Origin of the sequence: Mesorhizobium sp. M0954 (assembly GCF_040319155.1) — a bacterium.
Classification (GTDB): Bacteria; Pseudomonadota; Alphaproteobacteria; order Rhizobiales; family Rhizobiaceae; genus Mesorhizobium.
Window position 1 is genome coordinate 165525 of the sequence record NZ_JAMYNR010000006.1, and the last position, 19744, is coordinate 185268.

The 19744-nt window shown below is 64.4% G+C and carries 17 protein-coding genes; 3 read left to right on the forward strand and 14 right to left on the reverse strand.

The features are described from left to right. Positions 1-68: 68 nt before the first annotated feature. Genes NKH93_RS10595 through NKH93_RS10620 form a run of 6 tightly spaced genes read right to left on the reverse strand, consistent with a single transcriptional unit; the run spans position 69 to position 7130 of the window. Entirely contained in the window at positions 69-530 is a 462-nt protein-coding gene (locus NKH93_RS10595; RefSeq protein ID WP_352970341.1) for a MarR family winged helix-turn-helix transcriptional regulator, read from the reverse strand. Next, entirely contained in the window at positions 527-1111 is a 585-nt protein-coding gene (locus tag NKH93_RS10600) for an amino acid synthesis family protein (RefSeq protein ID WP_352970199.1), read from the reverse strand. Before NKH93_RS10600 ends, NKH93_RS10595 begins: the two co-directional genes overlap by 4 nt. Beyond that, complete coding sequence (locus NKH93_RS10605; protein WP_352682301.1) at positions 1104-1979, reverse strand: UPF0280 family protein; 876 nt, start codon at positions 1977-1979, stop codon at positions 1104-1106. Before NKH93_RS10605 ends, NKH93_RS10600 begins: the two co-directional genes overlap by 8 nt. Continuing rightward, positions 1976-3520: a 6-hydroxynicotinate reductase gene (locus NKH93_RS10610; protein WP_352970201.1), complete on the reverse strand. Its 1545-nt coding sequence runs from the start codon at positions 3518-3520 to the stop codon at positions 1976-1978. Before NKH93_RS10610 ends, NKH93_RS10605 begins: the two co-directional genes overlap by 4 nt. Beyond that, entirely contained in the window at positions 3517-6270 is a 2754-nt protein-coding gene (locus NKH93_RS10615) for a molybdopterin-dependent oxidoreductase (RefSeq protein ID WP_352970203.1), read from the reverse strand. Before NKH93_RS10615 ends, NKH93_RS10610 begins: the two co-directional genes overlap by 4 nt. Next, complete coding sequence (locus NKH93_RS10620; protein ID WP_352970205.1) at positions 6270-7130, reverse strand: FAD binding domain-containing protein; 861 nt, start codon at positions 7128-7130, stop codon at positions 6270-6272. Before NKH93_RS10620 ends, NKH93_RS10615 begins: the two co-directional genes overlap by 1 nt. A 272-nt stretch (positions 7131-7402) precedes the next feature. Between NKH93_RS10620 and pncA the strand changes: the two genes are divergently transcribed. Both pncA and NKH93_RS10630 read left to right on the forward strand, forming a co-directional pair. Further along, positions 7403-8002 carry a bifunctional nicotinamidase/pyrazinamidase gene (pncA, locus tag NKH93_RS10625; protein WP_023676971.1) on the forward strand — a complete coding sequence of 200 codons (600 nt, stop codon included), beginning with the start codon at positions 7403-7405 and terminating at the stop codon, positions 8000-8002. A gap of 40 nt (positions 8003-8042) precedes the next feature. Then, complete coding sequence (locus NKH93_RS10630; protein WP_352970207.1) at positions 8043-9470, forward strand: sodium:proton antiporter; 1428 nt, start codon at positions 8043-8045, stop codon at positions 9468-9470. Here NKH93_RS10630 and NKH93_RS10635 read toward each other — a convergent pair whose 3' ends face one another. The 8 genes from NKH93_RS10635 to gcvA all read right to left on the reverse strand — a co-directional run bounded on the left by NKH93_RS10635 (position 9471) and on the right by gcvA (position 18376). Beyond that, positions 9471-10190 carry an ABC transporter ATP-binding protein gene (locus NKH93_RS10635; RefSeq protein ID WP_352472376.1) on the reverse strand — a complete coding sequence of 240 codons (720 nt, stop codon included), beginning with the start codon at positions 10188-10190 and terminating at the stop codon, positions 9471-9473. Next, on the reverse strand, positions 10183-10911 hold the full coding sequence (locus NKH93_RS10640; RefSeq protein WP_352970209.1) for an ABC transporter ATP-binding protein: 729 nt from the start codon (positions 10909-10911) through the stop codon (positions 10183-10185). The genes NKH93_RS10635 and NKH93_RS10640 overlap by 8 nt, the downstream gene beginning before the upstream one ends. Continuing rightward, a complete protein-coding gene (locus NKH93_RS10645) occupies positions 10908-11870 on the reverse strand; it encodes a branched-chain amino acid ABC transporter permease (RefSeq protein WP_352970211.1) in 963 nt (320 codons plus the stop codon). The genes NKH93_RS10640 and NKH93_RS10645 overlap by 4 nt, the downstream gene beginning before the upstream one ends. After that, positions 11867-12748 carry a branched-chain amino acid ABC transporter permease gene (locus tag NKH93_RS10650; protein ID WP_352682315.1) on the reverse strand — a complete coding sequence of 294 codons (882 nt, stop codon included), beginning with the start codon at positions 12746-12748 and terminating at the stop codon, positions 11867-11869. Before NKH93_RS10650 ends, NKH93_RS10645 begins: the two co-directional genes overlap by 4 nt. Before the next feature lie 86 nt (positions 12749-12834). Continuing rightward, positions 12835-14139 carry an ABC transporter substrate-binding protein gene (locus NKH93_RS10655; RefSeq protein ID WP_352539928.1) on the reverse strand — a complete coding sequence of 435 codons (1305 nt, stop codon included), beginning with the start codon at positions 14137-14139 and terminating at the stop codon, positions 12835-12837. Between the two features lie 162 nt (positions 14140-14301). Continuing rightward, complete coding sequence (locus NKH93_RS10660) at positions 14302-15741, reverse strand: hypothetical protein (RefSeq protein ID WP_352970343.1); 1440 nt, start codon at positions 15739-15741, stop codon at positions 14302-14304. A 163-nt stretch (positions 15742-15904) separates the two neighbouring features. Continuing rightward, entirely contained in the window at positions 15905-17209 is a 1305-nt protein-coding gene (pncB, locus tag NKH93_RS10665; protein ID WP_352970218.1) for a nicotinate phosphoribosyltransferase, read from the reverse strand. Between the two features lie 192 nt (positions 17210-17401). Then, positions 17402-18376, reverse strand: coding sequence for a transcriptional regulator GcvA (gene gcvA, locus NKH93_RS10670; RefSeq protein WP_023676980.1), 975 nt, complete (start codon positions 18374-18376; stop codon positions 17402-17404). A gap of 183 nt (positions 18377-18559) precedes the next feature. Here gcvA and speB point away from each other — a divergent pair, with 183 nt between their 5' ends. After that, entirely contained in the window at positions 18560-19621 is a 1062-nt protein-coding gene (gene speB, locus NKH93_RS10675; protein WP_352970221.1) for an agmatinase, read from the forward strand. Positions 19622-19744: the final 123 nt, after the last annotated feature.

The following is a 19744-nucleotide window of genomic DNA, read 5'->3' on the forward strand; positions in this document are numbered from 1 at the left end:
GACGAGGCTTTCCTGCCGGGCGTTCAGCGCCCGGCAGGAACAACAACCAAACGCCGGCAGGCAGCAGCTCAAGCCAGCCTGGCCAGCAGCTTCATGAAAATGGCCGCTTCCTTGGCGGAAAGCGGCGCCAGCGTTTCCTGCGTAATCTCACGGGCAAGCGGAATCAGCCGCTCGATCGCGTCGCGCCCCTCGGCGGTCAGATTGACCAGCAGGCGCCGTTTGTCGACTTCGTGTTTGCTAAGTTCGACAAAGCCACGCGCTTTCAGCCGGTCGATGACGCCCTTCACGGTCGCCGCATCCATGGCGATCAGGCTGCCAAGCTGGTTCTGAGAGGTCTCGCCGACGTCGCGCAATTTGGCCAAAGCGGCAAATTGCGGCGGCGTCAGATCGGCGATGTGTGCGGCGAAGATCGAGACATGGCGCTGATGCGCCTTGCGCAGGATGAAGCCGACCTGCTCCTGCAAGCGATAGTCGTTTTCGTCAGGCTCCTCGGCCTCGACCAGCTTGAGCAGATTGTCCTCGGCGCTCACCGCAGCCCATCCCATGCCTTAATGTCCTTGGCCGCCAGCCCACCCATGCGGTCGTGCACGCGCGGGCCGCAGGTCATGGCGAGGCAAAACAGGATCTCGTCGGGACGGGGGCCATCGCTGGTGCCGATTTCCATGGCATCGAAATGGCTGCGCACATAGGCGGCGTTGATGTGGCCGAGCGGCACATCGAGCCGCGCCCCGAAGCCGCCGACCTTCTTCGCCGAGGGCACGATCGCCTTGGCGTCGCCGAGCCGTTCGCGCATGGCATAGCCGCCCGGCACATGCCACAGCGCGCCATGCTCCAGCTCGCCCGCCATGCCGACGATGGCGCCCTTGCCGTAACCGTCGATCTGTTTGACGTCGCCGCCCAATGCGGCAATAAGCCTGTCGGAGAGCAGCAGCCCGAGCGGCTTCAAATCCTCCATGGCGCTCTGCAGTTCCTCGACGTAACGGCCGGCGAACGGGTTCTTGACCACAGCCATGGCCGCCGCGCGGCGCCGCGGCACCTTCGCCACCGGCCCGCCTTCGTGAAAAATCTCTTCGGTCAGCACGGCGATCTTGCGGATCGGAAACTCAGGCATGAGCAATTTCCCTCTCTAAAACTTTATTGGCGAGCGCCATCGGACCTGCGATGCGCGCCTGACCGCCGAGGAAAAGCGCCGCGGCGGCAATCAGGCCGCGCCGCCGAAACTCCTCGGCAACGGCAAATCCGCCTTCCAGTGCAATATCGATTTCAGCGGCGGAAAGCAGCCCCACGCCCTGCGTCACCAAACGGTCGCCGAGGTCGCTGTCAGGTGCGAGATCGCGCGCCCGCACGCGCCTAACGGCCGGATGACCGGGCAGATCGACGGCGTTGGCGATCAAGGTCGCGGCGGCATCGGCTTCAGCACCCGTTCGCGCCAGCACCGTGACCGCGTCGGCGATGCCCAGCGAAAAGGAGCGGCCGCGCCAGCCGCTTGTCGCGACACCGCGGATCCCGTCTTCGGGGCGGATCGTGAGACGATCTGCCAACCCATGACCTGTCCCGGCAATGACAAGCGTCATCGACTGGCCGTGGCCGAGATAGATCGCGCTGTCGCCGCCATTGTTGACATAGGCGCGCTCGAGCCGGCGGCCGGCAAGCAGCGCGCCAAGCACTTCGTCGGCTACCGAGCCGGCGACAGCCGCCATCGGTGTGATGAATTGTTTCGCTAGCGGAACGACCGCCGCTTCCATGCGGCGCGCCGTCGGGCCAGCGAAAGCACGTGGCCGCGAGGCGGCCGGGCGCCGCAGTTCGGGCAACTCTTCGACCAGTTCGGGCAGGATTGTCTGGAAGCGCGCCACTGCCTGGCGATGTGCGGCGCTGCATTCACTCGCCTCGCCGAATGCCTCGACGATCAGGTCGATCGGCCCATGATTGAGGTGAAGCCTCCGGCCGTCCTCGAGCCAATGCGCCTGCGGGCCGTTCATCGCCCGGCCCCGTTTGCGGTCGCGCGACGCAACTGCGCCAGCGGCGGCCAGGGATTGTCACGGGGTGCGGCCGTGCCGCGGCGCGGATTGAGATATTCGCCGCCCTTGGCCAGGATATCGTCGACGCTGCGGATTTCGGCTTCGTAGCCGCCAAGTCTGACATAATCGTCGCGGCGCATGGTGAACTCGATCGGCGCCACCAACGCCGGCGTCGGCACATAGCCGAAGGCGCCTTCCGGGACGCGGGTGACCTCGACCATCAGCGTGATGCCGCCGCCCGGCCAGACATAGACCGGCGCGCCGCCGACCGTCACGTAGGTCGTCAAGCCCTGCACCGAGCGGGTCAGATTGACCGGGTTCTCGGTGACGCCGGCGCGCAGCGAGCCGCCGGCGCCGCCGACGAAAAGCACGGTGCAGAGCGCCGGCTCGCAATTGTCCTCGATCAGTTCGACCGACTTCCGCAGCCGCTCCGGGAACGGTTTCTGCACCGGCTTCAATTCGTCGTCGAGCTCGTAATAGGCGAATTGCTCACCGGTGGTCGAGACCATCAGCAGCGACATGCCGGGGCGCGCACCCTTTTTGGCGTTCCATTCACCAAGGATCGACAGCGGGTCGGAAATGCTGGTGCCGCCCCAGCCGAGCCCGGGCTCCGACACCTTGAAATAACGGCCCGGCGTCGAACGGCGGCCGATGATCTTGATGCCGGTATCCTGCCAGCCAAGCACCTTGCCGGCCTGATGCTCGGAGACGACGCCGGTGATGTGGTCATCGACCACCACCACCTCGTCGACAAGGCCGCGCCATTGGGTCGCGAACATGCCTATGGTAGCCGAACCGCAGCCGACGCGCATGCGCTGCTCGAGCTTGCCGTCGATGACCGGCGGCTTGCCGGCTTCGACGATGACGGTGGCGCCGCCGTCGATGACGAGTTCAACCGGTTTGCGGTTGCACAGGGCGAGCATGGCGTCGCAGGTGGCGCGCCCTTCAGCCTTCGAGCCGCCGGTCAGATGATGTACGCCGCCCAGCGACAGCATCTGCGAGCCGTATTCGCCGGTCGTGACATGGCCGATCGCCTCGCCTTGGGCACGGACCGTAGCCGTTTCGGGGCCGATATGACGGTCGGTGTCGATCTTCACCTTGACGCCGCAATAGGAGAAGATGCCCTCGGTGACGACGGTGACCAGATCGACGCCCTCGACCTCCTGGCTGACGATGAAGGGCGCCGGCTTGTAATCGGGATAGGTGGTGCCGGCGCCGATGGCGGTGACGAAGCGGCGGCCGGTGTTGACCAGTTCGCCGTCCCATGCCTCGCCCTCTTCGGCAAAGGGTACGATTGCGGCGCCGGTCTCGGCCGCGTGGTCGAGGATGGTCAGTGGATCCATCCGCACGATCCTGCCGCCAACATTGCCGTAGCGATCGCAGGCGCCGGTGCGGCCATCGGCGATGTAGCACATGACTGGACAGGCATCGCAGCGGATCTTCTCGGCCACCAGCTTCTCGCCGGGATCGTGGGTCTCGAAGCGTTCGGCAAGCTCGCTCATCGGCGCGCCTCCTTGTCGAGGATGGCGGCGCGGATGCGGGTCGGCGTCGCCGGAATTTTGGTGACCAGCACACCGGTGGCGTGGCGGATGGCGTTGAGGATCGCCGGCGCCGTCGGGATCAGCACATGCTCGCCCAAACCCTTGGCGCCGAAGGGTCCTTCCGGATCCGGAACTTCTATCAGGATGGTCTCGATCGGCGGCACGTCGCCGATCGTCGGGATCAGATAGTCGTGCAGGTTTTCGGTGCGGCCGGGGATGAATTCCTCCATCAGCGCCATGCCGATGCCCTGGGCGATGCCACCCTCGATCTGGCCCTCTGCCAATAAAGGGTTGATGGCCTTGCCGACATCGTGAGCGGCGGTGATTTTTATAAGCTTCACGGTGCCGAGCCTGAGGTCGACCTCCAGTTCGGCGATCTGCGCGCCATAGCCATAGACGGCATAAGGCTTGCCCTGGCCCTTGGCATCGAGCGGCAGCGTCGGCGGGTCGTAGCTTTCCTCGGCGCGAAAGACAAAGCCTTCGGGGTCTGCCTTCAGCGAGGAAAGATCGACGCGGCGGGTCGCTTCGCCTTCCCTGATGCTCAGGCTTGTGCCGTCCAGCGCAATCGCCGCCTTTTCCGAGACATTGGCGAAACGCAAGATCTCCTCGCGCAAGGCGCGGCCGGCCTTTTCGGCGGCCTTGCCGGTGACGAAGGTCTGGCGCGAGGCCGAGGTCTTGCCGGCGTCGGGGGTGATCGCCGTGTCGGCGCCTTTCAGCATGAATTTTTCAAGCGGAAGACCCAACGCATCGGCGCAGATCTGCGCGATGACGGTGTTCGAGCCTTGCCCGATATCGACCGCACCCTGATGCAGGACGACTGCGCCCGATGCCGAGATGCCGACCTTGATGGTCGACGGATTGGGCAGCGAGGTGTTGCCGCAGCCGTACCAGCAAGAAGCGATGCCGACGCCGCGTTTTTTGATGCTGCTACCGGCATTGAACGCTTCGGCATCGCGAACGGCACGCTGCCAATGTGAACGGAGGGCCTCGAGGCAGTCGGCGATGCCGACGCCCGACTCGAGCCGCTGCCCGGTGACTGTTTCGGATCCGTTCCGAAGGCAGTTCTTCAGGCGAAAATCGAGCCGATCCATGCCGAGCTTGTCGGCCAGGTCGTCATAGAGGGTCTCCTGCATGATCGTCGCCTGCGGCACGCCGAAACCGCGAAAGGCGCCGGCAATCGGGCCATTGGTGTGGATGGCGCGGCCTTCGGCGCGATAGTTCGGCGTGGCATAGGGGCCGGAGGCGTGCACCGGCACGCGGTTGGCGACCGTCGGCCCCCAGCTGGCATAGGCGCCGGTGTTGAAATCGCCGGCGAAGACCATGCCAGTGACGCGGCCGTCGGCATCGGCGCCGATGCTCGCTCTCATCAGAGCCGGATGGCGCTTGGTGGTCGAGATCATCGATTCGGTGCGGCTGTAGGCGAGCGCCGCCGGCCGGCCGGTTTTCATGGCGACGAGGCCGATGAGCGGTTGCAGCGAGACGTCGAGTTTGGAGCCGAAGCCGCCGCCGGTGGCGGTCGGCACGATGCGCACCTTTTCCGGGGCAAGGCCGAGCACTTTTGCCGTGTCGTCGCGGTCCATATAGGGCGCCTGCGTGCAGGCGACGACCACCAGCGTGTCGCCGTCCATGAAGGCATAGCCGGCTTCCGGTTCGATATAGGCGTGCTCGACATAGGAGGTGTCGATGGCGCCGGAAACGACGATAGCCGCACCGGCAAGCGCGGCTTCCGGGTCGCCACGCTCGACGAAGCCGGAGGTGAGCAGGTTCGAGGGCCGGTTTTCATGGACCAGTTGCGCACCGCCGGCCTGCGCTTCGCCAGTTTCCAGAAAATGCGGCAACTCGGTCCAACTGACAGGAAAATCGGCAAGGTCGAGATCGAGGATAGCCTCTCGTTCGCCGGCAACCAGCGCCACCGCCTCACCGCGAAAGCGCGAAACCCCTTCGGCCAGCGCCGGCTGGTCGGCGAAGGGCGCGATGACGCCGAAACAATTCTTTCCCGGAATGTCGGCGGCGGTGAAGACGCCGGCAATGCCAGGACGGGATTTCACCCAGCTGCCGAGATCGCCAAAAGTGAAAGCGGCATGATAATGCGGCGAGCGGACCACCAGCACCGACAATGCGTCGGCCGGGAATGAATCACCGCCGAATTTTTCGCCGCCGGTGACTTTCGGCAGGCCATCGAGGCGGATCGGGGAGGAGCCGACGGCATGGCCAGAGGATGGCATGCGCTGATCGAGGCCGTCGGCGTGGCGCCAAGCATCCATCACCGCGGCGACGATCTTGCGGTAGCCGGTACAGCGGCAGAGCACGCCGCCCAGCGCATCCTGCGTTTCGGCCTCGCTCGGGCAAGGCGTCCTGTCCAGGAGTGCCGTTGCGGCGACCAGCAGGCCGGGCGTGCAGGCGCCGCATTGCGCTGCGCCATGGCTGAGAAACGAGGCCTGCAGCCCCGACAGCCGGCCATTGGCGAGGCCTTCGACCGTCGTCACCACGGTGCCGGAGGCGGAAGCCGCGGGAATCAGGCAGGCGCAGACCGGCTCGCCGTCGACCAGCACCGTGCAGGCGCCGCAGTCGCCGGCATCACAGCCGATCTTGGTGCCGGTCAGCCGCAACTCGTCGCGCAGCACCGCGGACAGCCGCCGCACCGGCGGCACACAAACCCTGACGGCGGCGCCGTTGACTTCGAAGGCGATGTCGACGCGCTCCATGCTCATCAGGCCGCCGCCCTTTCGTCGGGAACAGCGCCCATCGCACCAAGCACGGCGCGGGCGACGATCTCGCGCGCAGCGTCCAGCCGATATGCGGCGCTGCCGCGCACGTCGCCAATCGGCGACAGCTCGTCCATCGGTGCGGATTGGATCGCAGTGGCCAGCGCGTGGCCGACGGGCCGGCCGCGCAGCGCCGCCTCGACACCCGCCAGCCGCCTGGCGACAACCGAGCAGGAACCGACGGCGACGACCGCGTTCCTGACCATACCATCTTCGACGGCCAGGCGTGCGGCGGCCATGGCGATGGAGATGACGAGATAACGCCGCGCGCCGAGTTTCACGAAGGCGGAGCTGCCGGCGGTCGCGGGTTTGGGAATGCGGATTGCCGTGACCATTTCGCCGGGCTGCAGTGCGGTGCGACGGTTGCCGAGGATGAACTCTGCAAGGGGCAGATGCCGGGTCGCCACAGCGGAACGCAGTTCGACTTCGGCATCGAGCACCAGCAGCGCCGGCACGCCATCGGCGGCCGGCGAGGCGTTGCAGAGATTGCCGGCAATCGAGGCAACGTTCTGGATCTGCACCGAGCCGACTTCCCGCGCCGCCTGCTTCAGCGCGTCGAAAGCCGCCGGCAGAGGATGGCGGACGAGATCGGTCCAGGTGGTGCGCGCGCCGACGAGCCAATGGTTTTCGGCTTCGGCAATGCCGCGCAATGCCACCAGCCCATTGATATCGAGGACATTGTCGCGGAAAGGCTTGCTGCCCTGTGCCGGATAGAAGTCGGTGCCGCCGGCGAGGATGCGCCATTGCCCTTCGCCCAGCAAAGCGAGGGCGTCGTCGACCGTGGTGGGTTTTGCGTAACGGATCACGCTTTGCCTTCCCAGAATGGGCTTCCCGAGAGGGGATCCTGCCGAAAGATTTTCCCGAGCATTCAAGGCAGGAAATTCATTCGTATGCAAATGATATCAAGCCGGCAGGAATTGTCAAAGCCAGAGTTTGCACGACTGTTGGCATCGGTGCATCCGGAATGCATTTGTTATGCCATGAGAGGTTGACGCAGCCGGCCATCTGGTCAAGTTTCTGCGTCCGGTCGCGTTTTTATTGGAGCCTAAGCTCAAGACCAAGAAAATAAGGAGGCTCCATGGCCGACGAAGCGCTTGTCGTTATCGACCTGCAGAACGATTTCTGCCCGGGTGGCGCCCTTGAAGTGGCCGGTGGCGACGAAATCGTGCCGTTGGTCAATGACCTAATCCGGCGGACCGAGCACGTCCTGCTGACGCAGGACTGGCACCCTGCCGGCCATTCGAGCTTTGCCTCCAGCCACCCCGGCAAGCACCCGTTCGAAACGATCGACGTGCCTTATGGCCACCAGACGCTGTGGCCGGATCACTGCATCCAGGGCAGCCTGGGATCGGATTTCCATTCGGGCCTCGCCTGGAGCAAGGCCGAGCTGGTGATCCGCAAGGGGTTCCGTCCTGCGATCGACAGCTATTCCGCATTCTTCGAGAACGACCGGACGACGCCGACCGGCCTTGCCGGCTATCTCCGGGATCGGAACATCGAGACGCTGACCCTGGTCGGCCTGGCGACGGATTTCTGCGTCGCCTTTTCGGCGCTCGACGCGGTCAAGCTCGGTTTTGAGACGTCCGTGCGGCTCGACGCCTGCCGCGGCATCGATCTCAACGGCTCCGTGGAGCGGATGCTGGGCCGGATGCGCGATGCCGGCGTGACACTGATTTGAACGTCATCCAGCCGAACCTGACGGACTTTTGAGGGGCTTCATGCGGTTTGCGGCGTTGACGGCAAGTGCTGCACTTATTGCAGCAATCTTTTCTCCGAATGCGGTTCTCGCGGCCGAAGCGCACGAATTGCCGGGCGGCGCCATGTCGCTTTGGTGGGTGCTGCCGTTTGCCGGGCTATTGCTTTGCATCGCGACCGGCCCGCTGCTGTTCCATCATGCTTGGGAGCACCATTACGGCAAGATCGCTGCCTTCTGGGCAGCGTTGGTGATCGGGCCGCTGGCCATCGCCTTCGGCATCCCGTCCGCCACGCAGGCAGTGCTGCATGCGCTGCTCACCGAATACATGTCGTTCATCATCCTGCTGTTTGCGCTGTTCACCATTTCGGGCGGTATCTTCGTTGCCGGCAACATACACGGCACGCCGCTGGTCAATGCCGGGCTGTTGCTGGGAGGGGCGCTGCTTGCCTCGATCATTGGCACAACCGGCGCCTCGATGATCCTGATCCGGCCGCTCATCCGCGCCAACGACAACCGGCGCTTCAACGCCCATGTCGTCATCTTTTTCATCTTCCTGGTGTCCAACATCGGCGGGTCGCTAACGCCGCTGGGCGATCCGCCGCTGTTCGTCGGCTTTCTGCGCGGCGTCGATTTCTTCTGGACGACAGTTCACCTGCTGCCCGAGACGCTGTTCGTCGCCGGCGTGGTGCTGGCTGTTTTCCTGGCGATCGACATCATCATGCATCGCCGGGAGGAAGGCGCGCCGAAGATCAAGGATCCGACGCCCGACAGCAAGGTGCGCATTCGCGGCCTGGCCAACATCCCGCTGCTGGCCGGCGTAATCGCCGCGATCCTGATTTCCGCTGCCTGGAAGCCGGGAGTGAGTTTCTCATTTCAGGGTGTCAGCCTCGAGCTGCAGAATCTGGTGCGGGACGCCGCCATCCTGATACTGGCCTTCACTTCGCTTGTCGTCTCGCCGAAGGAGTTTCGCGGCGCAAACGCCTTCAACTGGGGGCCGATTGCCGAGGTGGCGAAGCTGTTCGCCAGCATCTTCATCTGCATCGTGCCGGTCGTCGCCATATTGCGGGCCGGGCTCGATGGCGCGCTGGCGCCGTTGGTACTGCTGGTCAGTTCGCCGACCGGCGCGCCGGACAACCTTGCCTATTTCTGGCTGACCGGAGCGCTGTCGTCCTTCCTCGACAATGCGCCGACCTATCTGGTGTTCTTCGAGCTGGCTGGCGGCGATGCGCAGCATCTGATGACCGAGCTCGCCTCGACGCTGGCGGCGATCTCGGCAGGCGCGGTGTTCATGGGCGCCAACACCTATGTCGGCAATGCGCCGAATTTCATGGTCTATGCCATTGCCAGGCATCGCGGCATCAAGATGCCGAGCTTCTTTGGCTATATGGCATGGTCGGGCGCGGTGCTGATCCCGACATTCCTGCTTGCCGGCTTGCTGTTCTTTGCCTGATCATCCGACGCCGACATAGCGACGGACCGCGGAGGGATCGGAACGCAGTTCCTCGACATCGACCGTCTCGCGGTTGCGGCCGTTTTCGATGAAACAAACGCGGTCTGCGACCGACAGCACGGCATCGACGCGCTGCTCGACAAGAATTGTCGACACGCCAAGCGCACGCAGCTTCGACACGGTTTCGCGGATCTTGGCGATCATCGACGGCATCAGCCCTTCGGTCGGCTCGTCGAGCAGGAGCACCTGCGGTTCCAGACACAGGGCGCGGGCCATGGCCAGCATCTGCTGCTCGCCGCCGGATAGCGTGCCCGAACGCTGCCTGAGGCGCTGGCGCAACAGCGGGAAGAGATCGAGCACGTTCTCGCGCGTCGCCTTGCCCTTGTTGCGGGCCATCAGGCCGATCTCGATGTTTTCCGCCACCGTCATCTCGGCGAACAGCCGCCGGCCCTGCGGCACGTAGGCGACGCCGGCCTTGGGCACCTCGTGCGCCGGCAAGCCGCTCAATTCCCGCCCTTCGAGCCGAATCGACCCGGAGCTTACCGGCACCAGGCCCATGATTGCCTTCAGCGTCGTCGTCTTGCCGGCGCCGTTGCGGCCGAACAGGCAGAGCACTTCGCCCTCGTTCAAGACAAGATCGAGACCATAGAGCACCTGGACCTCGCCATAGAAGCAGTCGACCCCGGAGATCGTCAGTGCCTTGGACTGGGCCTCAGCCATGGGTCGTCCCCAGATAGGCGTCCTGCACCGCGGCATTGGCGCGGATCTGCTCGGGCGTGCCTTCAGCCAAGATCCTGCCGGCGTTGAAGACGGTGATGCGGTCGGCGAGCCGCATGACCACCGGCATGTTGTGCTCGATCAAAAGCACGGTGGCGCTATCGGCGATCTCGCGCACCAGCTCGATGAAATTGTCGATCTCGCTGTCGGCAAGCCCTTGCGTCGGTTCGTCGAGGATCAGCAGCCGCGGCTTCAGTGCCAGTCCCATTGCCACTTCCAGCAACCGCTGGTGACCGTAGGACAATTGCCCGGCAGGCATTTGCGCCCGGTCGGCAAGGCCGGTGCGCTCGAGCGCCGCCATGACGCCGGTGTGAACCGCGCCCTTCGAACGGCCATCGGTCAGCGTGCGCTGGACCGGCAGGGCGACATTGTCGTAGGCGCTGAGATTGGCAAAGACGCTGGTGATCTGGAAAGTATAGGCGATGCCAAGGCGAACCCTGGCGTAGGGAGGCAGGCTGGTGATATCGGCGCCGTCAAAGATGATCGTGCCCGACGAGGACTGGATGCGGCCGCTGACCAGGCTGACGAAGGTGGTCTTGCCGGCGCCGTTGGGGCCGATGATGGCGCGAATCTCGCCCGGTATCAGCGCGAAGTCGACGCCGTCGACGGCACGCAAGCCGCCGAAACTGCGCGACAGGCCTTTGGTGGTGAGCAGCGGCATCATGGCAACCACCCGAGCCAGCGCTGGCGGATGCTGCCGAGAATGCCTCTCGGGAAGAACAGCACCAGCAGGATGAGCGCTATGCCGACGACCAGCAGATAGGCCGAGGTGTAGCCGCTGGCGACGTCGATGACATAATACATGAACAGCGTGCCGATCAGCGGACCGAGCGTGGTGGCGGCACCGCCCAGCAGCACCCAGAGCAGCGGCAGGATGGAATATTGCACCGAGGCGAAGCTCGAGCCGACATAGCCGAACAGCAGCGCATAGGCCGCGCCGGAAGCCGCGCAGATGCTGCCGGAGATGACGACGGCGGCGAGCTTGCTGGAGAACGTGTCGTAGCCAAGCATCTTGGTCCGCTCCTCGTTCTCGCGGATGGCGACCAGCACGCGACCGTAGCCGGAGCGGACTATCGCCAGGCTTATGAGCAGCACGATCGAGAACAGTGCCAGCGCGCTCATATAGCGCACGGTCGGGTTGGTGAGGTCGAGTGACGTGCTGCCCAGGACAAGGACACGCATCGGCTGCGGCACGACCATGCCCTGGTCGCCACCGGTCCAGGCAGCGAAATAAAGAATGACGAGATAAAATACCTGAGCGAACATCATGGTGACGATCATGAAGGCGACGCCGGAGGTGCGCAGCGCCAGCAGCCCGATCACCAGCGCGAGAAGCGCGCCGCAGGCAAGCCCGGCTGCGAAGGCGGCCGGCACGCTCCAGCCGAGATGGATGACGGCAAGGCCGGCGCCATAGAGCCCGGCTGAAAAGAACATGGCATGGCCGAGGCTGAGCAGCCCGACATAGCCGAACAGCAGATTGTAGCCCATGGCGAAGACCGCCAGCACCATGATGCGGGCGAGCAGGCCGTGATGGTATTCCGGCAGGACGAAGCTAAGCCCGAAAAGCAGGGCGATGACGCCGAGGTGCAGCGCATATGGCTTTGCCGGCGAAGCATCCTTCATCGTGATGTCGTCCCGAACAGGCCCTGCGGCCGGAACACCAGCACCATGGCGACGAGCAAGGTGGCGATGATCTTGGCCAGCGTCGGTGAGAAGAACACCGAGATGATGCCGTCGGAAAGGCCGATCAGCACCGCGGCGACGACCGTGCCGCGCAGCGAGCCGAGGCCGCCGATGATGACGACGATGAACGACAGCAACAGCGGGTCCTGTCCCATCAGATAGTGGGCCTGGCTGATCGGCACGATCAGCACCGCGGCGACAGCAGCCAGCATGGCGCCGAGCGCGAAAACACTGGCATAGACTCTGGTCACCGGGATGCCGAAGGCCTGCGCCGTCTCGCTGTCATATTGCGTGGCGCGCATGACGAGGCCGATTTTCGTGCGCGTCAGCACCAGCCAGGTCGCGACCAGCAGCAGCGCCGACGCGGCGATGATCGACAGCTTGTAGCCGGAATAGCCGAACCACGGCAGGAGGATGCGGTAGCTGAACGGCGGCTCCACCGGCCGCGCCTCCGGGCCGTAGAAGGTCAGCGCCAATTGCTGGATGATGTAGAGCATGCCGATGGTGGCGACGATGGTGGCTTCCGGATTGTAGTTGAGCCGGCGCAGCACCAGCCGTTCGGCGAGCAGCGCGATCAGGCCGACGATCAGCGGCGCCAGCACCAGGGCGGCCAGGAAGCCGAGCGCCGGATGGCCGGATATCGCCGTTGAGATCGCCCAGGCAAGCACCGCGCCCAGCATGAAGAACTCGCCATGCGCGACATTGACGACGCGCATGACGCCGAACACCAGCGACAGCCCAAGCGCCGTCAGCGCCAGCACTGCGGAGGTGACGAGGCCTTCGAGGGCGGCGAGGAGCAGGTGAGGTCCGAAGTGCATCGCCTAAGCACCGGCGGATGCGCGAAGCACCCCCCTCTGGCCAGAGGGGGGTATCTTGGCGCTCACGCTTGCTGCAGCAGCCAAGCTCACAGCGTCTGCGTCGTGTAATCCCCCTCAGGCTCGTAGAGGCCGTCCTCGATCTTGGTCTTGTGGACGACATTCAGCCGGCCGCCTTCAACCTTGGAGATGTTCTGGATGCCAAAGCACTGGTGGATCTTGCCGTTGAAGGTTTTCGGCCCTTGCGGGTGCTCCGGCCCCTCGGCGAACTCGGTCAACGCCTCGGTCGCCTCGACCAGCTTGGCGCGGTCTTCCGGGCCCTTGTAGCCGGCATCCTCCATCGCCTTCTTGACGACGTAGAGCGTTTCCCAGCAGCCGAACATGTGCGCGGCGGTGGAGACGTCCTTGGGGTCGCCGACGGCGGCACCATTGTCGTCGATGCCGACGGCGGCGCGGTAGGCTTTCTGCGCAGGGGAGTCATCGGGCTGCGCATAACGCGGCGAGCCTTCCCAGAAATGGCTGCCGTCGAGGAATTCGAGGCCGGGGCTGTTGATGTCGGTGGCTTCGAGCGAATCGATGAAGCCGAACAATTGCGGCCGATTGGAGCCGTAGAACTCGCCGAGCTCCTTGACGAAGGTGAGCACCGCCGGGCCGACCATGACGTGGTAGATCACCTCGGTCTCTGCGGGGATCTGCGGGAAATATTTGGTGAAGGAGGATTCCGTCGGCGGAATCGCGATCTGCGCAATGACCTCGGCGCCTTGCGCCTTCAGGGCCGGCGGCAGGTAGTCGCGATGGTCGTAGCCGAAAGCGAAATCGGGGAAGATCTGCGTCACCTTCTTGCCGGCATTGGCGGCAATCCACGGCGCCATCGACTGGATCTGGCTCTTCACATCGGTGATGCCGGGCTGGAAGACGTAGCGGTTCAATTTGGTCGAGGCGACGTGGTGGCCTTCGCTGACAACGAAATAGGGCATCTTGGCCTCGCCGGCAGCCGGCGCCGAGCCGATGACGACATGCGAAAACAGCGTGCCGTAGACGATATCGGTCTTGTGCTGAGAGGCGAACTTGCCGACGACTTCGGCGCCCCGGCCGGGATCGGTGCCGTCATCCTCGATGATCACCTCGACGGGTCGGCCGTTGATGCCGCCGGCATCGTTGATCGCCTTGACGGCAGCCGCTGTGGTCTTCTCGTACCAGCGGCCATAGGCGGCGCCGATGCCGGTGCGGTGCGACTGGAAGCCGATCTTGATCGGCGCCGAGCTCTGCGCCTGGCTGTAACGCACGAAACCCGGCGCGACGGCAAGACCGGCGCCGGCGGCAAGGCCCTTCAGCGCCGTGCGGCGGGTGAGAGCGGATCTGGAGAGATCGAAAAACCCATTCTTGTCAGTCACGGCAGTTCCCCTTGTTTTTGAGCTTTGACCAATGGCTGTAGCAGGCAGGCCACTCTTGTTAAGAGGGGCGAAAATTGCATGTGTACAAACTAAATCACCAAAGCTCTGACGTGGCAAGCGAGCTTTCCCCAAGGTTCGATTGACGGCCATCGCACACCTCGTTCATCCGGCGCTCGGCGTCGCAAGCAGCCATAGGCCGAGGACGGTGTAGGCGATCATCAGCACGGTGAGCGGGAACTGGCTGAGCGCGGCGCGAGCCGGAATGGCGTGCAGCCGCCAGGCCAAGCCATGGGCGACAAGCACAGCAAGCATGTGGCCGCCAATGATGACGCCGGCCTGGAGGTTCCACAGCCACCACGCCGAGCCGGCGCCGGCGACAACGCCGGCTTGAATTGACATGTCTGCGGTACCGAACAGGTTCCAGCCAAGCGCAAACGGGTCTGAGAGAGCGGCAATCGCATATTGGTCGTCGACCAGCAGCGCCGTCAGATAATGCGCGAAGTGGTAGGCGAGCGCGATCGGTACGATCGACCAGGCCAAAAGCCCGGCGGCGTGACCGAGCGAATGGTTGCTGCCGGCAAGGTGCTGGCCAAGAAAGACGGCTAGCGCGAACACGGCCGCAAGCACGGCAAAGCTCAGCACAAGACCGAAACTGCCGATGCCGATCAAAGCGGTGCGTCCAGGAAACTCCAGCGGATTGATGCCGAACCAGCCTAGCCAGAAGAAGGTTTTCGACAGGCCGTCGAAGGACACAGACGACAGCGCAAGCAGCAGGAAAGCGACGCCGCTGAGCGGTAGCGGCGCGCCACCGAGCAGCTTGGCACCCGGCCAGCAGAGTTTGAGCCGGCCGTCTTCGTTGCGCTCGATGATGGCGAAGTGCGCTACCATGGAAAAGAACACCGTCAGGAACTCACCGCGCAGGCTCCAGTTGCGGTATCCGACGACCTGCATAGCGGCAAAGGTCAGCAGCCAATAGGCGCCGGCGGCCCAGGCCAGCCGCGCCGGATCGTCTGGCGCAGGGTCGATCAGCTCGAACCAGGCGAAGGCGAAGAACAGCAGGAAAGCCGGCCAATAGCCGAGCCGTTGGGGGAGCAGATTCGGCTGCGTTCTGCCGGACAGGCGCGAGGCGACGCGGCATGGCCCGTACCAGGGGTTGAGCCACGACCAGAGATCGCCGGCGAGCCCCTGCAACAGAGCCAGGCCAACCCAGAGCAGCGTCCACACGGTCAGCGGCAGCGGATTGGAAAGCGGATCGCGGCTGCCGAACAGGCCGGCGGCAATCAGAATTGCAAAGCCGACAAAGGATACCAGGCTGACGGCAGTCCGCGCGCCGTCGCCGAAGGTAAAAAGCGGCAGGCGTTTGCGCCAGAAGCGGTCGAGGGAGTCCGGCGGCAGTAGAGCCAGGACAAGGAAGCTGGCGGCAACCGCGAGCGCGCCACCGACGACGTAGTAGCCGGTGGGAAGCAGCAGGACATGGCCGCGGTCGGAGGCGTGGGCGAAGGCGGGCGTGGATGGGAATTCCAAGGAAGCGACGAGGCCGGGAAAGGGCCTGATTGCCGAAATGCAGCGCTCTACAGCGCCCCCCTCTGTCCTGCCGGACATCTCAAGCGGGGAGATCGGCGGTTCCGCCGTCGGCTCTCCTTCTGCAACTTCAGCAATTGGCGAAAGCAGCAATGAGGGCGCAATCTCCCCCCTCGCGGGGAAGATGTCCGGCAGGACAGAGGGGGGCGCGAAGGAACTCATACTACGCAAGAGTTCCCCTACTTCACACCTTCACCAACTGCTCCACGCGGTCCTTCTGGCCGAAGATGCGCAAATAGCGCTCGATCTCTTTCTCGTCGCCTGTCGACTTGGCCGGATTGTCGGAAAGCTTGACCGCCGGCCTGCCGTTGGCTTCGGTGACCTTGCAGACCAGCGAGATGGCGTCTAGCCGGTTGGTCTCGGTCGGCGCGCAGCCCTCGAAATCGTTGGTCAGGTTGGTGCCCCAGCCGAAGGACATGCGCACCTTGCCGCGGAAATGGCGATAGGTTTCCTCGATGGTCTCGACCTCCAGCCCATCCGAGAAGATGAGCAGCTTCTGCTTGGGGTCCTTGCCCTTTTCGCGCCACCAGGAAATGATTTTCTCGCCGCCTTCGATCGGCGGCGCGCTGTCGGGGCGGAAGCCGGTCCAGTCGGCGACCCAGTCCGGTGCATCGCGCAGGAACGCCGCGGTGCCGAAGGTGTCCGGCAGTACGATCAGCAGGTTGCCGCCGTAGTAGCGCTGCCAGTCCTGCAGCACGTTGTAGGGCGACCGTTTCAATTCCTTTTCCGAATTGGTGAGCGCGGCGAACACCATCGGCAGCTCATGCGCGTTGGTGCCGAGCGCCTCGAGATCGTTGTCCATGGCGAGCAGCACGTTGGAGGTGCCAGTGAAGGCCTCGCCGATGCCCTCCTTCAACGCTTCGACGCACCAGCGCTGCCACAGGAAAGAATGACGGCGGCGGGTGCCGAAATCCGAGATGCGGATGCCGGGCAGCGCCTTCAGCCGCTCGGTCTTGGCCCACATCTTGGCCTTGGCGCGGGCATAGAGCACGTCGAGCGCGAACGGCCCGAACGCCCGCATGGCCGCGCGAGATCGAAGTTCATTGATAATTGCCAGCGCCGGGATCTCCCACAGCGTCGTGTACATCCACGGACCGCTGAAGGCGAGTTCGTATTGGCCGTCGCGCTTGGAAAGCTCGTATTCGGGCAGCCGGAAATTTTCCAGCCAGGCGAGGAATTCCGGTTCGAATATCTGCTTGCGGCCATAGAAGGTGTTGCCGCCGAGCCAGATCATCTCTTTCTTAGAGAAGCGCAAGGTGCGGGCATGGTCGAGCTGCTCGCGCAGCTCCGTCTCATCGATCTCCTCGGCAAGGCGGACCGAGGTGGCGCGGTTGATCAGCGAGAAGGTGGCGTCGACCTTGGGATACATGCCCCAGATCATCTGCAGCATCAGAAGCTTGTAGAAATCGGTGTCGAGCAAGCTGCGGACGATCGGGTCGAGCTTCCAGGTGTGATTGTAGACGCGCCGCGCTATATCGGTCTTTGCCATCGCTTAATGCGCCTTCGTTGCTCGCTCTAGCTTTTGTCTAGCGCAATTCCGGACGGAAAACCGCTGCGCACTTTTCCTGGAATTGCTCCAAATGCCTCTTAGCATCGAATTTTTGAACGCGCCTCCCGCTTTGCGGGCTGGCCCGACAAAAAGAAGCCCCTGCTGCAAGCGGCGCCTACGGCAGTTTCGGCCTCAGGATGCGGTCTTGGCGCCGACCACCTTGAGCGCCGGACGCTTGCGGCGAATGCCGATGCGGCCTGCCACCGGTGCGTCAGCGCGGCGGTCGGCCTGTTCTTTCTCGGCAAACAGCCAATCGATGAACAATTGCACGATCGGCGCCGACCGCATCTCGTTGCGGCAGACGACGTAGAAATCGTCGACGGCCGGCACGGAAAGACTGAACGGGGCGACAAGCAGGCCCCTGGCGAGCAGTCCGCTTGCCGTCACCGTATCGCCGAGCGCCACGCCATGGCCGTGAACCGCGGCCTCGGTCGCCATCCGCGCATCGCCGAGATGATGGCGACGGCCGCGCTCGAGGTCCAGCGCGTCGGCGGCGGCCAGCCAGGTATGCCATTCGCGGCCGTCGTCGCCATGCAGGAAGACGTGATCGGCGAGGTCGCGGACGGTGCGGATCGGGCGGTTGTTGATCAGCGTCGGGCTGACCACCGGGAACAGTTCGAGGCCCGACCATTTGCGCATCCAGCAGTCGGTCCAGCTGCCGTCACCATAGTGCACGCAGACATCGATGTGCGGTGCGCGGACGTCCTTGGCATCATTGGATGGGATCAGCGTCAGCCTGATATCCGGATATTGCGAGGTGAAGCTGCCCAGCCGCGGGATCATCCACAGCAACAGTAGCGCCGGCACGCAGGATACAGAGAGAACGCCGGTGCTGGCCGGTCTCGTCATGCGCTGCGTGGCGGCGGCAATGCCGTCGAAGGCGGTCGACACCGCCGGCAGCAACTCGGCGCCGTGCGGCGTCAGCTTCACCCGCTGACCGGCACGCTCGAACAGCTTGACACCCAACGATTGCTCGAGCGCCTTGATCTGATGGCTGATGGCGCCGTGGGTGACGTTGAGCTCAGCCGCCGCCTTGCTCAGCGAGGCGTGGCGCGCCGTCGCCTCGAAGGCGCGCAGCGGGTTGAGCGGTGGCAAACGCTTGGCCATTTGGACCCTAGGCTCTGTGAGATTTTCTCACAGATAACACGCTAACAATATCAATTGATTTTTCAATGCAGCTACGGGACACTTTGCCCAGGCATTGCATCAAGACGTGAAATCTGCAGGCAGCCGGCGGCTGCGGCTATCGAGGCCGCCGCCCGCGCGCCGCACCAGCCATGGAGGACCGACATGGGTTACGACCGCGGCAAGCTCGAAGCGTTGCGCCGCAAATACGGCGAGAGCCATGGCGGCGAAATGTTCGACCCGAAATTCCAGCGTGTCGCCGACAAGATCTTCTCCAAGACCGGCACGCGACTGGCGCCCTATTCCGGCATCCCGACCTTCCTCGCGGCGCCCTATCGTGAAATCGCCGCCGACAATCCGGATTTCGGCGATCTGCAGGTGGCGATGATCGGTGTGCCGATGGATCTGGGCGTCACCAACCGGCCGGGCGCCCGTTTCGGGCCAAGGGCGCTGCGCGCCATCGAGCGCATCGGCCCCTACAATCATGTGCTGGAATGCGCACCGACGCATGAGCTGAAGGTCGCCGACATCGGCGACGTGCCGTTCCAGAGCCGCTACCGGCTGGAGACCAGCCATGACGACATCGAACGCCGCACCAACCAGATCGTCGACGCCGGCGTCCTGCCCTTGTCTGTCGGCGGCGACCATTCGATCAGCCACCCGATCCTGAAGGCGGTCGGCAAGAACGCGCCGGTGGGCATGATCCATATCGACGCTCATTGCGATACCAGCGGCCTGTTCGACATGACCAAGTTCCACCATGGCGGGCCGTTCCGCAACGCGGTGCTGGACGGCGTGCTCGACCCGAGCCGCACCGTCCAGATCGGCATTCGCGGCTCGGCCGAATATCTGTGGGAGTTCACCTATGAGTCCGGCATGACCGTCGTGCATGCCGAAGAGGTGACCGGCCTCGGCATTCCCGCCATTATCGAGAAGGCGCGCAGGATAGTCGGCGACGGCCCGACCTATGTCTCCTTCGACATTGACAGCATCGATCCGGCCTTCGCGCCGGGCACCGGCACACCGGAAGTCGGCGGGCTGACGACGCGCGAAGTGCTCGAGCTGCTGCGCGGCCTGAAGGGACTCAACATCGTCGGCGGCGACGTGGTCGAGGTGGCACCGCAGTACGACGCGACCACCAACACGGCGCACGCCGGCGCGCAGGTGCTGTTCGAGATCCTCAGCCTGATGGTCTTCAGCCCGGCAATCACCGGCAAGGCGGGCTGACACGCTCGACCATGATCCCGAAAGTGGGAACCGGTTTTCGGAGAAGATCATGGTCCACCAGAGAATCCAAAGGCGACCGCCGCGCTGGAGCCGGCGGTTGCACTCAAACAAACAAGCTTCCAG

Coding starts and splice junctions, on each gene's coding strand:
- NKH93_RS10600 (WP_352970199.1), bottom strand. CDS start 1,111: ATGCCTGAGTTTCCGATCCGCAAGATCGCCGTGCTGACCGAAGAGATT.
- NKH93_RS10605 (WP_352682301.1), bottom strand. CDS start 1,979: ATGAACGGCCCGCAGGCGCATTGGCTCGAGGACGGCCGGAGGCTTCAC.
- NKH93_RS10610 (WP_352970201.1), bottom strand. CDS start 3,520: ATGAGCGAGCTTGCCGAACGCTTCGAGACCCACGATCCCGGCGAGAAG.
- NKH93_RS10615 (WP_352970203.1), bottom strand. CDS start 6,270: ATGAGCATGGAGCGCGTCGACATCGCCTTCGAAGTCAACGGCGCCGCC.
- pncA (WP_023676971.1), top strand. CDS start 7,403: ATGGCCGACGAAGCGCTTGTCGTTATCGACCTGCAGAACGATTTCTGC.
- NKH93_RS10630 (WP_352970207.1), top strand. CDS start 8,043: ATGCGGTTTGCGGCGTTGACGGCAAGTGCTGCACTTATTGCAGCAATC.
- NKH93_RS10635 (WP_352472376.1), bottom strand. CDS start 10,190: ATGGCTGAGGCCCAGTCCAAGGCACTGACGATCTCCGGGGTCGACTGC.
- NKH93_RS10640 (WP_352970209.1), bottom strand. CDS start 10,911: ATGATGCCGCTGCTCACCACCAAAGGCCTGTCGCGCAGTTTCGGCGGC.
- NKH93_RS10645 (WP_352970211.1), bottom strand. CDS start 11,870: ATGAAGGATGCTTCGCCGGCAAAGCCATATGCGCTGCACCTCGGCGTC.
- NKH93_RS10650 (WP_352682315.1), bottom strand. CDS start 12,748: ATGCACTTCGGACCTCACCTGCTCCTCGCCGCCCTCGAAGGCCTCGTC.
- NKH93_RS10660 (WP_352970343.1), bottom strand. CDS start 15,741: ATGTCCGGCAGGACAGAGGGGGGCGCTGTAGAGCGCTGCATTTCGGCA.
- pncB (WP_352970218.1), bottom strand. CDS start 17,209: ATGGCAAAGACCGATATAGCGCGGCGCGTCTACAATCACACCTGGAAG.
- gcvA (WP_023676980.1), bottom strand. CDS start 18,376: ATGGCCAAGCGTTTGCCACCGCTCAACCCGCTGCGCGCCTTCGAGGCG.
- speB (WP_352970221.1), top strand. CDS start 18,560: ATGGGTTACGACCGCGGCAAGCTCGAAGCGTTGCGCCGCAAATACGGC.